Source organism: Microbacterium sp. (assembly GCF_035277845.1).
Lineage (GTDB): Bacteria > Actinomycetota > Actinomycetes > Actinomycetales > Microbacteriaceae > Microbacterium.
Window position 1 is genome coordinate 1 of record NZ_DATEJS010000253.1, and the last position, 11,913, is coordinate 11,913.

Annotated in this window: 11 protein-coding genes; 10 read left to right on the top strand and 1 reads right to left on the bottom strand. The window is 70.5% G+C overall.

What is annotated here, in order from left to right:
- Positions 1-1,176, top strand: a 1,176-nt coding sequence (locus VJR25_RS10940; protein WP_324115002.1) for an amidohydrolase family protein, incomplete at its 5' end; no start/stop codon positions are given.
- Here VJR25_RS10940 and VJR25_RS10945 read toward each other — a convergent pair.
- Positions 1,173-1,763 (bottom strand): TetR/AcrR family transcriptional regulator, encoded by a 591-nt coding sequence (locus VJR25_RS10945; protein ID WP_324115003.1) that lies wholly within the window; start codon positions 1,761-1,763, stop codon positions 1,173-1,175. The two genes, VJR25_RS10940 and VJR25_RS10945, sit on opposite strands and share 4 nt — an antisense overlap.
- A 194-nt stretch (positions 1,764-1,957) precedes the next feature.
- Here VJR25_RS10945 and VJR25_RS10950 point away from each other — a divergent pair, with 194 nt between their 5' ends.
- The 9 genes from VJR25_RS10950 to VJR25_RS10990 form a co-directional block, all read left to right on the top strand.
- Complete coding sequence (locus VJR25_RS10950) at positions 1,958-2,974, top strand: ABC transporter substrate-binding protein (RefSeq protein WP_324115004.1); 1,017 nt, start codon at positions 1,958-1,960, stop codon at positions 2,972-2,974.
- Positions 2,971-3,747: an ABC transporter permease gene (locus VJR25_RS10955; protein WP_324115005.1), complete on the top strand. Its 777-nt coding sequence runs from the start codon at positions 2,971-2,973 to the stop codon at positions 3,745-3,747. Before VJR25_RS10950 ends, VJR25_RS10955 begins: the two co-directional genes overlap by 4 nt.
- Entirely contained in the window at positions 3,747-4,586 is an 840-nt protein-coding gene (locus VJR25_RS10960) for an ABC transporter permease (RefSeq protein WP_324115006.1), read from the top strand. The genes VJR25_RS10955 and VJR25_RS10960 overlap by 1 nt, the downstream gene beginning before the upstream one ends.
- Positions 4,583-5,398 (top strand): ABC transporter ATP-binding protein, encoded by an 816-nt coding sequence (locus tag VJR25_RS10965; protein ID WP_324115007.1) that lies wholly within the window; start codon positions 4,583-4,585, stop codon positions 5,396-5,398. Before VJR25_RS10960 ends, VJR25_RS10965 begins: the two co-directional genes overlap by 4 nt.
- 1 nt (position 5,399) lies before the next feature.
- A complete protein-coding gene (locus VJR25_RS10970) occupies positions 5,400-7,730 on the top strand; it encodes an arylsulfatase (RefSeq protein ID WP_324115008.1) in 2,331 nt (776 codons plus the stop codon).
- 300 nt (positions 7,731-8,030) lie between these two features.
- Positions 8,031-9,017 carry a helix-turn-helix domain-containing protein gene (locus VJR25_RS10975; RefSeq protein ID WP_414683769.1) on the top strand — a complete coding sequence of 329 codons (987 nt, stop codon included), beginning with the start codon at positions 8,031-8,033 and terminating at the stop codon, positions 9,015-9,017.
- Positions 9,018-9,161: 144 nt separating this feature from the next.
- Positions 9,162-10,337: an ABC transporter substrate-binding protein gene (locus VJR25_RS10980; RefSeq protein ID WP_324115010.1), complete on the top strand. Its 1,176-nt coding sequence runs from the start codon at positions 9,162-9,164 to the stop codon at positions 10,335-10,337.
- A gap of 67 nt (positions 10,338-10,404) precedes the next feature.
- Entirely contained in the window at positions 10,405-11,265 is an 861-nt protein-coding gene (locus VJR25_RS10985; protein WP_324115011.1) for a branched-chain amino acid ABC transporter permease, read from the top strand.
- Positions 11,252-11,913 (top strand): ABC transporter permease subunit (locus VJR25_RS10990; RefSeq protein ID WP_414683770.1); only part of this gene is annotated, 662 nt, incomplete at its 3' end. The genes VJR25_RS10985 and VJR25_RS10990, both read left to right, overlap by 14 nt.

The following is an 11,913-nucleotide window of genomic DNA, read 5'->3' on the forward strand; positions in this document are numbered from 1 at the left end:
CCGCCGGGCGGCGTGATCGTGCGGGATGCCGTGGGCGCCCCGACCGGCGTGTTCTCGGATGCCGCGACCGCCCTGGTGCTCGGGGCGATGCCCCCGGTGCCGGCCGACACGCTCGTCGGCGTGCTGCGCCAGGCGCAGCAGGAGCTCAACGCCCTCGGGTTCACCTCGGTCACCGACCCGGGCATCGGCACCGGCAGCGCGACCCTGTTCGACGGCTCGGCCTCGCCATATGCGCTCGAGGCGATCCGGATGCTGGCGCGGGCGGGCGAGTTGACCCTGCGCACCACCGTGCTGCTGACCTTCGCCGGCACCGGCGGCGAGTCCGTCGACACCGTGCGCACCGGCCTCGCCGGTCCCCTGCCGCGCGCGCTCGACGACTGCGACCCGCGATGGACGCGCATCGCCGGCGTCAAGGTGTTCGCGGACGGCATCCAGCGGTCCGGCACCGCGTGGCACCGGGAGCCCTACGGCCCCGAGCACCGCACCGGGCAGCTCGCCGTCGCCGGGACCACGGACGCCGAACGCGTCGCGACGCTGCACGGCATCCTGCTCGAGATCGGCGAGGCGGGACTCCAGACCGGCGTGCACGCGACCGGGGATGCCGCGGCCGATGCCGTCGTCGCGGGGCTCCTCGCGCTCCACCCGGCGCAGCGCGCGTCGCGCCCGTACCTGATCCACGGCGACTTCCTGCCCGCGGACGGGATGCCGGGCCTCGCCGCCGCAGCCATCGGCTGGACCGCGAACCCCGTCATCTCCCGGATGGTGTGCGGCATCGGCCTGGAGCTGCTCGGCCCGGAGCGGCAGGCGGTGCGCCAGCCGCTCGGCTCCGCCCTGCGCGCGGGGGTCACCGTGACACTGTCGTCGGATGCCCCCGTCGTCGACCCGGACTGGCGGGAGGCGATCGTCGTGGCCGTCGAGCGCAGCCAGGTCGACGGCATCCCGCACCCGGACAGCCCCGAGGCCCTGTCGACGACGGACGCCCTCGCGATGATGACCGTCACCGCCGCGCAGCTCGACGGCACCGGCGCGTTCAAGGGGCGCCTCGCGCCGGGCTGCGCGGCGGATCTCGTCGTGCTCGACGGACCCTGGCCGGATGCCGCCCGCGTGCGGGACCTCCGCGATCGCCGCGCGGACCTCACGATGGTCGGCGGGCGCATCGTCCACCGCCGCCGCTAGGCGCGGAGGCCGTCGAGGAACGCGTCGAGCTGGGCGAGCAGGCGTTCCCGGGTGGTGGTGTCGGGCATCAGCAGGCACATGATCTGCAGGCCGGCGTTCATCGCGGTGAGCTGGTCGATCACCACCTGGTCGTCCACGGATGCCGCGAGCTCCCCGTCCTCGCGCGCCTCGCGCAGGAACTGCTCCATCTGCGCGCGCCAGTGCAGGGCGTTGGTGCGGTGCGCGTTCCACAGCTCCTCGTCCTGCACGGCCCGGTCCCAGAAGGCGACGACGACGCGAGACTCCTGCACACGCTCGCGGTCGATCGGCATGATCTCCAGACACAGCTCGCGCAGGGATGCCAGCCCCCGAAGCGCCGGCAGCTCATCGGACGCGCGGGCGTTCGTGCGCGTGTGCGCCCGCACGAACGCGGCCGCCAGCAGGCTCTCCTTGTTCGGGAAGTAGCGCTGCAGCGCCCCGTGTGCGAAGCCGGCCTCGGCGGCGATCTCGCGCATCGTCGCGCCCTCGAATCCGCCGCGCTCGATCAGCCGCCACGTGGCATCCACGATGAGCTCACGACGTTCGTCGTGGTCGACGATCTTCGGCATCCGGCATCCCCTCTCCGCGCGCTCCGGCGGATGTTCCGCCCAGCATCCTACTTTCGCGCGTTTCGTCTCCACATGGTTACGTATCGTTACCGTTTCGTGACATTCACTACGCGCGACCGGGTGTAGCTTTTTTATCACCAAGTGGTGATTAACCCGACCCACCGCGAACGTCTCACCCGTCGAAGGAGCCGAAGATGACGAAGATCCGCAGCCGGGGCCGCCTGGCCCTCGCCCTCACCGCCACGCTCGGGGCCGCCGCTCTCGCGCTGTCCGGATGCTCCGGCTCGGCCGGCAGCACGGGCGCGACCGACGCCAACGGCCTCACCACGCTCAAGGTCGCCACCATCGGCCTCACTTCCGACGGCGGACTCGAGACCGGCATCAAGCAGGGCTTCTTCAAGAAGCACGGCCTGAACATCGAGACCTCGATCGTCGCCAACCCGCCCGCCGGCCTTGCCGCCGCGCAGTCCGGCCAGGTCGACATCGCGTACGCGCCGAGCATCCCGCTCCTGAACGCCCTCAGCCAGGGCGTGCCCCTGAAGGTCGTGCAGGCCGCCGACGGCTATGCCGCGGGTGCCACGCAGAGCAACGACCCCGCCAAGTACGACGACACCTCCCTCTACGCCAGCAAGGCGAGCGGCATCACGTCGGTGAACCAGCTCAAGGGCAAGACGATCGCGATCCCGGCCCGCAAGGCCCAGCTCGAGGTGGTCATCGCCCAGACGCTGAAGGATGCCGGCGTCGACCCGACCTCGGTCAACTGGGTCGTGCTCGACTTCACGTCGGCGGTCGCCGCGCTGAAGTCCGGCAAGGTGGATGCCGCCGGGCTCGTGTCGCCGTTCGGCAGCGAGGCCCAGGCGGAGGGCGCGAAGTACCTCACCGCTCCGAGCATCAAGTTCTTCGGAGACGGCGCCGTGGGCCTGTGGACCACCGGCTCGTCGACCCTGACGAACAAGAGGAAGGCGATCGAGGACTTCCAGGCCGCCATCAAGGAGACCAACGCCTACGCCAACGCGCACGCGGCGCAGGCCACGCAGGCCGGCCTCGACTACACCAAGTCGACCCTCAAGCTGAACCAGGTCATCCAGCCGTACTGGCCCACCGGGGTCACCACCCAGTCCCTCCAGCACGTCGACGACCAGATGGTGCAGCTGGGCTACCTGCAGAAGCCCGTCCCGCTGACCGGCGTCATCCTGAACGGCGCACAATGAGCACCGCCGTACGGCAGACGCTGATCGGACTGGCCGGCGTCGTCCTGGCGCTGGCGGTCTGGCAGCTCGCGGCGACGGTGGGCCCGTTCGCGGGCTCGCCGCTGCCGTCGGCGACCGAGTCGATCACGCAGGCCGCGCTGCTGCTGGGAACCTCGGCCATGTGGTCGGCGACGGGCGTCACCGTCGCCATCGCGATCGGCGGCCTCGTCGTCGCCACCGTCATCGGGGTGCTGTTCGGCGTCGGCGTCGGCGTCTCGCCGGCCATGCTGCACGCCACCCGCGTGCCGCTCGAGTTCCTCAAGCCCATCCCGCCGATCGTCATCCTGCCGCTCGCGGTGCTGGTGCTCGGCCCGACGTGGCAGATGGGCATGTTCCTCACCGTGTTCGGCTGCGTGTTCGCCATCGCCATGCAGACCTCGGCCGGCGTCTTCGACACCGACCCGGTCGCCCTGTCGACCAGCCGCTCATACGGCATGGGCCGCGCCGAGATCCTGCGCCGCGTGGTGCTGCCCTCGGCCCTCCCCTATATCGGCACGTCCATCCGGGTCTCGGCGCCGACCTCGCTCATCATCGCGGTGGTCGCCGGGCTCCTCGGCGGCGGCCCGGGGCTCGGCCAGAGCCTGCTGCAGTCGCAGCTGGCCGGAAACCAGCCGCAGCTGTTCGCGTACGTCCTGATCCTCGGGGCCCTGGGCCTGCTCGTCCAATGGGGCAGCCAGTACGCCGAACGCCGGATGCTGCACTGGCATCCGCAGTACCGGAAGGTGGCGTACTGATGACCGTCAGCACCGCGACCCGCGTCACCCGCACCGCGTCCAAGCGCCGCACGGGCACCCGCCGCGCCCCGCGCTGGATGCTGGTGGCCCTCGAGATCGTCGTGCCGGTCGTGCTGCTCGCCCTCTGGTGGGTGGTGTCGGCCGGATCCACCAACACGTTCTTCCCGCCGCTGCAGAACATCCTGCAGACGCTCATCCAGGAGCTCGGCACCCCGACGTTCCTCGCCGACATCGGCTCCTCGCTGCTGAACCTGCTCATCTCGTTCGTGCTGGCATCCGTGCTCGGCGTCGTGCTGGGCACGCTCCTCGGCCTCGTGCGCTGGGTGTCCTGGCTCGTCGAGCCCACCATCCACTTCTTCCGCGCGATCCCGCCGGTCGCCCTGGTGCCGATCTTCGTGGCCCTGCTCGGCTTCGGCACCGAGACCCGCATCCTTTCCATCACGCTCGCGGCCCTGTTCCCGACGCTCATCGCGACCCTCGACGGGGTGCGCGCGATCGATCCGACCATGAACATGGTCACCCGCGTGTACGGGCTGACCCGCGGCCAGCGCATCTTCGGCGTGACGCTGCCGGCGGCGTCTCCGCGCATCTTCAGCGGGATGCAGGTGAGCCTGCAGACCGCGTTCATCGTCATGATCGCGAGCGAGATGCTCGGATCGTCCACCGGGCTCGGCGCCGCCACCCTGCAGGCGCAGCAGTCCTTCATGATCGCGAACATGTGGGCCGGCATCATCGTGCTCGGCATCATCGGGTACGTCGCATCCGCCCTGTTCGCCCTGATGCGCGGCCGCGTGCTGCGCTGGTACATCCGCTCCCAGCAGATTGGAAAAGAAGCATGAGCGCCATCGCTGTCGCGGGCATCTCCTGGAACCGTGCGGATGCCCCGGTGCGGCTGAAGGTCGAGCACCTCGCCAAGTCGTACGACACCAAGGCCGGCTCCGTGCCGGTGATCGCCGACCTCACCTTCGAGGTGCGCGCCGGCGAGATCGCGTGCATCGTCGGGCCGTCCGGCATCGGCAAGACCACCCTGCTGAAGTGCCTCGCGGGGCTCCAGCCGGCCTCCAGCGGCAGCGCCTCGATCGACGGACAGGTCATCGACGGGCCGCCGCGCGACATGGCGCTGGTGTTCCAGGAGTACACGCGCTCGCTCATGCCGTGGCTCACGGTCGTGAAGAACGTGGAGATGCCCCTCAAGCACCTGCGCCTGCCCGCCGCCGAGCGCGCGGAGCGCATCCGCAGCGCCCTGCACGCCGTCGGCCTGTCCGGCGCGGAGCAGAAGTATCCGTGGCAGCTGTCCGGCGGGATGCAGCAGCGCGTCGCGATCGCCCGCGCCATCGCGTACCGGCCCGACGTGCTCGTCATGGACGAGCCCTTCGCGTCGGTGGACGCGCAGACCCGCTTCGAACTCGAGGACCTGTGCCTCGCGATCCGCGCCGAGTTCGGCATGACGATCGTCGTCGTCACGCACGACATCGACGAGGCCGTGTACCTCTCCGACCGGGTCATCGTGCTCGGCGAGAGGCCCGCCAAGGTCACCCGCATCATCGACGTGCGCTTCCCCGAGCCGCGCGACCAGATCGTCACGCGTGCCGAGCCCGAGTTCGCGACCCTGCGCAGCGAGATCATGGAACTGATCCGGAAGGCGCACTGACGTGGAGACGGGGGGCACCGCCCTGCCCGCGGGCGCCCGCGGCTACGAGCGCTTCGGCGGCCGGGCAGCCGAGTTCACGTCGCAGTCCGAGCCGTGGTGGCCCGCGCCCGCGCGGCCCTCGGGCGCGCCGAACGTCGTGATCATGCTCATCGACGACCTCGGGTTCAGCGACCTCGGCCCGTTCGGCAGCGAGATCCCCACCCCGCACATCGACGCCCTCGCGGACCGGGGGTGGACGTTCTCGAACTACCACACCGCCCCCATGTGCTCGCCCTCGCGGGCCTCGCTGCTCACCGGCCTGAACCCGCATCGCGCGGGGTTCGGCTATGTGGCGCACGTCGACCCGGGCTACCCCGGGTTCGCGTGCGAGCTGCCCGCGGACGCACCGACCCTCGCCGAGTCGCTGCGCGCGGGGGGCTACGCCACCTTCGCGGTCGGCAAGTGGCACCTCACCATCGAGTCGAAGCTGCACGACGGCGCCGACAAGTCGTCGTGGCCTCTGCAGCGCGGCTTCGACCGCTACTTCGGCAGCATGGACGGCTTCACCTCGCTGCATCACCCGCACCGGCTCGTCAGCGACAACTCCCCCGTGGACGTGCGCGAGTTCCCGGACGGCTACTTCCTCACCGACGAGCTCACCGAGCGCGCCCTGGGGATGATCGACGACCTGCGCGCGAACGATCCCGAGAAGCCGTTCTTCCTCTATTACGCGCACACCTCGGTCCACGGCCCCATCCAAGCGAAGGCCCCCGACATCGACCGTCACCGCGGCACGTACGACGCCGGGTGGGACGCCCTGCGCCGCGAGCGCTTCGCCCGCCAGCAGGCATCCGGACTCGTGTCCGCCGATGCCGTGCTGCCCGCCGACGACCTGCCGGATGCCGCGGGCATCCGCCGCTGGGACGACCTCGGCGCCGACGAGAAGCGCCTGTTCGCCCGGCACATGGAGGTCTACGCGGCCGCGGTCGACGAGATCGACCAGAGCATCGGGCGCCTCACCGAGCGCCTCCACGAGCTCGGCGAACTGGACGACACGATCTTCCTCGTGATGAGCGACAACGGCGGCACCGCCGAGGGCGGCCCGTCCGGCACCCGGTCGTACTTCGCCCAGTTCGGGCACGACGCGAACGTGCCCGCCGACTGGGTGCGCGACGTGCCGCGCGACCCGGAGCTCATCGGCGGCCCGCGCGTGTTCGGGCAGTACCCGGCCGGCTGGGCGCGCGTATCGAACACTCCGTGGCGGGCGTTCAAGTCGTCGACGTACGAAGGCGGGGTGCACGCCCCGCTCGTGGTGTCATGGCCGGCCGCCGCGGCCCGGCCGGGCCTGCGCGACCAGTTCGTGTTCGTCGCCGACGTCGCCCCCACGATCCTCGAGCTCGCCGGCATCCCTCCCCTCGCCTCTCGGGACGGGATGCCGGCGCTGGACGTCGACGGCCGCAGCTTCGCCGACGCCCTGGCGGATGCCGCCGCCCCCGGCCGCGACGCGCAGTACTTCGAATGCGTCGGGCGGCGGGCCTACGTCGAGGGCGGGCTCAAGGCGGTCTCGACCGTGCGCCCCACCGCGGAGGAAGGCGCCGCCGGCGGCACGTGGGAGCTGTACGACCTCGGCGCAGACCCCACCGAGACCGTCGACCTCGCCGCATCCCGCAGCGGTGACGTGGCGCGACTGGCTTCCCGCTGGCGGGATGCCGCCTGGGCCAACACCGTCTTCCCGCTCGACGACACCGGCGCCCTGCACACGGTGCGCCCGGAGTCCGAGGCCGTGCTCTCGGAGCCGGTGTTCCTGCCGGCCGGACGCCCCGTGCTCGAACGGTTCCGGTCGGCGAAGCTCACCGTGCTGCGGTCGTTCCGCGTCACGGCGGAACTCACGTGCGGGCCGGATGCCGCGGGCGTCGTCGTCGCGCACGGCGACCAGGGCGGTGGCTACCTGCTCGCGATCGAGGACGGCCGCCTGACCCTCGCCTACAACGCGTACGGCGACATGCACCGCGCGGCCGCCGACGCCCCGATCGGCGCCGGACCGCACCGGGTCGAGCTGCGCCTCGACGAGGTCGACGGACTGCGCTGGCGGGTGACGGCATCCCTCGACGGACGGCCTGCCGCCGTCATCGACAGCGTGCCCATGCTGCTCGGCATGTGCCCGTTCACCGGCATCAGCGTGGGCTACGACTACGGCGGACCAGTCGACTGGGAGCTGTACGAACGGCACCGCTCGTTCCCGTTCACCGGCGGTGAGCTGCGCGGCGTCACCTACGTTCCGGGCGCCCGCTCCTCGCACGACGAGACCGAGCTGCGCGCCATGGACGACGCCATCGCCGCGATCGCCGACTGACATGCCGCAGCACGCCTCGCTTCACCCCGCGCCGGACCGCACGGGGTGAAGCGGGTGAGGCCCTCCCCCCAGAGGACCTCACCCGCTCCGATCTGTGCCGGAACGGATCCGGCTGCGGTGCCGCGACGCGGCTCCACACGCCCCGACTGGTGCAGTCGAACGCTGGCCTCCTCCTCAGATCATGAGAAAAATAAGACCATTGGAGAGAACACTACCCCTCGATTGCGAATCGTCCACCCCGAAGACGCAGATCCGCACACGGCCAGACGACCCTCTTCCCCCCGATCCGGTGGATCGTATATGATCAACACAATCCCGGGAGGACGAGGTGGTTCCGTGGTGTCGACGACCAGCAGCGACGTGGTGACGACCGCGATCGCGCGCAACATCAGCGAGTTCCGTGCGGCCGTGAACGACTCGTTCGTGCCGCTGCAGGTCACGAGCGACCATCCCGACCGTTTCCGTGGCCTCATCCGCGGAGCCGGCGTCGACGACGTGCACGTCAGCGACGTCCGCGCCACCGACCACCAGGTGCACCGCACGCCGGAGCTCATCGCCCGCGGGGATGCCCCCCACTTCAAGGTCAGCCTCATGCTGCACGGCACCGGGCTGCTCATCCAGGACGGGCGCGAGGCCCTGCTCTCCCCCGGCGACCTCGCCGTCTACGACACGAGCCGGCCGTACTCGCTCGTCTTCGACGAGGACTTCCGCACCATGGTCGTCATGTTCCCGCGCCACCTCATCACGCTGCCGCCGGACATGATGGGCCAGCTCACCGCAGTGCGCGTGCCCGGCACCGACGGCCTGGCATCCGTCGTCACCCCGTACCTCACCCAGCTCGCCGCGAACCTCGACCAGTTCCACGGCACCACCGGCGCGCGCCTCGCGCACAGCGCCCTCGACCTCGTCGCCACCGTCTTCTCGCACGAGCTCGGCCTCGACGGCGCCACGAGCGACCCGCACCGCGCCCTCATGCAGCGCATCCGCGGCTACATCGACCGCAACCTGGCCTCGACCGACCTGGGTCCGGCATCCATCGCCGCCGCGCACTACATCTCCACCCGGCACCTGCACGGCCTGTTCCAGGAACAGGGCACCACCGTCTCCACCTGGATCCGCACCCGCCGGCTCGAACAGTGCCGTCGCGACCTCATCGACCCGGTGCTCGCCGACCGGCCGGTCGCCGCGATCGCCGCGCGCTGGGGCTTCGTGGATGCCGCGCACTTCAGCCGCGCCTTCAAGTCCGCGTTCGGGGTGGCGCCCAGCGAGTTCCGCGCCGCGCACTGATTCCGGCCGGTCCGCGTCCCGCGCGTCATCCCGTGCACGCGTGGTCAAGCACCGTGCCCAGATCGTAAAGAGCGCTGGTATCCCGAACCGTAGCCTCGGATCCACGGGGCTCACAGCGGAGCCCTCCCGAGAGGCAGGGAATCAATGAAGAAGACGCCACTCGCAGCGCTCGCGGCCATCGCCGCAGCGACTGCGCTCGTGCTCACCGGCTGCGCAGGCTCCGGCGGCGGGTCCGGCAGCAGCGGACCGATCGTGGTCGGCTCGGTCAACTCGATTTCGGGGGCGGCGGCCTTCCCCGAGGCGTCCCAGGCAGCCGCGGCCGTCTTCAAGCAGTTCAACGACGCCGGCGGCCTCAACGGCCGCAAGATCGACTACAAGGCGCTCGACGACAAGGGCGACCCGGCCACCGCGACGGCGGACGCCCGGCAGCTGGTCGGCCAGGACGGCGCCGTGGCGATGGTCGGCAGCGCCAGCGTCCTCGAATGCCAGCTCAACGCGAAGTACTACCAGCAGCAGGGCGTGCTGTCGGTTCCCGGCGTCGGCGTCGACACCGGATGCTTCAGCAACCCGAACACCATCTCACCGGCCAACGTCGGCCCGTACAACGACCTCACCCTGACCCTGATGTACGGCTCCGAGACGCTCAAGCTCACCGACATCTGCGTGCTGCTGGAGATCGTCGGGTCCACCAAGCCCGCGTACATGGCCGCGATCCAGAAGTGGGAGCAGGCCACCGGCAAGAAGCCCCTGTACATCGACGCCACCCTGCCCGCCGGCGCACCCGACTACACGTCGTACATCGTCAAGGCGCGCCAGGCGGGCTGCAAGGCGATCGCGTCGAACCCGGTCGAGCCGGACGGCATCGGCCAGGTCAAGGCGGCCAACTCGCAGGGCTGGAACGACGTCACGTGGCTGTACCTGACCTCGGTCTACAGCACGAACTTCGCCAAGGCCATCTCCAACGCCGGCGCCGGCATCTACGTGCCCGCCGAGTTCTACCCGTTCACCGACACGTCCAGCACCGCCAACAAGGACTGGTACGACCTGATGACGAAGAACAACATCCCGCTGACCTCGTTCAGCCAGGGCGGCTACCTCGCCGCGACCTACTTCGTCGACGCCCTCAAGTCCATCAAGGGCGACGTCACCAAGGACTCCGTCTCGAAGGCCCTGAAGGCGCTCAAGGCGAACAACCCGATGGTCGGAGCCCCGTACTCGTTCGGCTCGGCGGACGACGCCGGCTGGCCGGTCGTGCTGAAGTCCGGGACGAACGCGTGGAAGAACGCGGCGTCCACCTGGCTGACGATCTCGGGCAAGTAAGCCGGATGTCGACGGGAGGGTCAGCGCGCGTGCTCTGACCCTCCCTGAGACGTGGGAAGGAGGACCCATGCTCCAGGGAGCTCTCGCCGGGCTCGCCGCGGGCGGCTTGTACGCCGTCCTCGGCGTGTGCCTGACACTGATGGCGCGGCTCGTCCGCGTCGTGAACTTCTCGCAGGCGGCGACCGGCATGTTCGGCGCGTTCTGCGCCGTGTGGCTGGTCACGAACGCGAACTGGCCGGTGTGGATCGGTTCGCTCGCCGGCGTGCTGATCGGCGGCATCCTCGCCGCGGTCATCGGCTTCATCGCGGCGACATGGCTCGCCGAGGCCGACACCACCACCCGCTCGGCCATGACGGTCGGGCCGCTGCTGCTGCTGATCTCGCTGTCGTTCATCCTGTTCGGCAACAAGCCGCTGCCGTTCAGCCCGATCATCCAGGGCCCCGCGTTCACCGCGGGAAGCGTCGTGATCAGCTGGGTGACGGTGGTGACCGTGCTGCTCGCGATCGTGGTGTCGGTGCTCGTCAGCCTGCTGCTCAAGCGCACCCGCGTCGGCACGCAGCTGCGCGCCCTGTCGGAGCGGCCGACCACCGCCGAGCTCCTCGGCATCCGCTCACGTCCGCTGTCGATCGCGGTGTGGTTCGTCACGGGACTCGTCAGCGCGCTGGTGGTCGTGATCATCGCCCCGTCGCAGTCCAACGACGCGATCAGCCTCTCCATGCTGATCGTGCCCGCCGCGGCATCCGCCCTGCTCGGCGGCTTCCGGCGCCTCGACCTCACCGTCGTCGGCGGGCTCGTGCTCGGCATCCTCGACGGCATGTTCGCGATGGTCAACCAGATCTCGATCATCCGCAACTTCCTGCCGTTCCTGTTCATCGTCGTGCTGCTGCTGTGGCGCCAGCGCAAGGAGGTGTGGGATGCCGCGCGATAACGTCTCCCTCCCGTTCACCCAGTCCGGGCTGTACCGCAACGGCTGGCCGTTCGTCGTCGCCGTCGCCGGCATCGCGGTCGGCTTCGGCCTCAGCATCGGCCTCAGCGACTACGTCGTGTACCTCGCCATCGGCGCCGTCACCGCGGCGATCTCGATCCTCGGGCTCGGCGTCGTCACCGGCTCGGCGGGCATGATCGCCCTCTGCCAGCTCACGTTCGGCGCCATCGGCGCGTGGGTGGTCGCGTTCCTCAACAACGCGAACGCCCCGGGCGGATTCCTCGTCTGGCTCGTCGCCGGTGCGATCGCGGCCGGGGGCGCCGGCATCCTGGTCGGTCTTCCCGCGCTGCGCCTGCGTGGCGTCAACCTCGCCGTCGTGACCCTCGGGTTCGCCGCGGCGGCGGATGCCACCCTCATCCAGCTCCAGTTCCCCGGCGTCACCACCGGCAACCAGGTGCTGCGCCCGGACGCCTTCTCGACGGACAGCCAGTACTTCTTCCTGTGCGTCATCGTGCTGGTGATCTGCGGCCTGATCGTGTTCTTCCTGCAGCGGGGCCGCACCGGATCCAGCTGGAAGTCGGTCGCGTTCTCGGAGCGCGGCACCGCCTCGGCGGGGCAGAGCGTGCGCACGGCGAAGCTGTCCGCGTTCGC

Bases quoted from the DNA above. Each gene is read 5' to 3' on its own strand.
- VJR25_RS10945 (WP_324115003.1), bottom strand. From the start codon at position 1,763: ATGCCGAAGATCGTCGACCACGACGAACGTCGTGAGCTCATCGTGGAT.
- VJR25_RS10950 (WP_324115004.1), top strand. From the start codon at position 1,958: ATGACGAAGATCCGCAGCCGGGGCCGCCTGGCCCTCGCCCTCACCGCC.
- VJR25_RS10955 (WP_324115005.1), top strand. From the start codon at position 2,971: ATGAGCACCGCCGTACGGCAGACGCTGATCGGACTGGCCGGCGTCGTC.
- VJR25_RS10960 (WP_324115006.1), top strand. From the start codon at position 3,747: ATGACCGTCAGCACCGCGACCCGCGTCACCCGCACCGCGTCCAAGCGC.
- VJR25_RS10965 (WP_324115007.1), top strand. From the start codon at position 4,583: ATGAGCGCCATCGCTGTCGCGGGCATCTCCTGGAACCGTGCGGATGCC.
- VJR25_RS10975 (WP_414683769.1), top strand. From the start codon at position 8,031: ATGATCAACACAATCCCGGGAGGACGAGGTGGTTCCGTGGTGTCGACG.
- VJR25_RS10980 (WP_324115010.1), top strand. From the start codon at position 9,162: ATGAAGAAGACGCCACTCGCAGCGCTCGCGGCCATCGCCGCAGCGACT.
- VJR25_RS10985 (WP_324115011.1), top strand. From the start codon at position 10,405: ATGCTCCAGGGAGCTCTCGCCGGGCTCGCCGCGGGCGGCTTGTACGCC.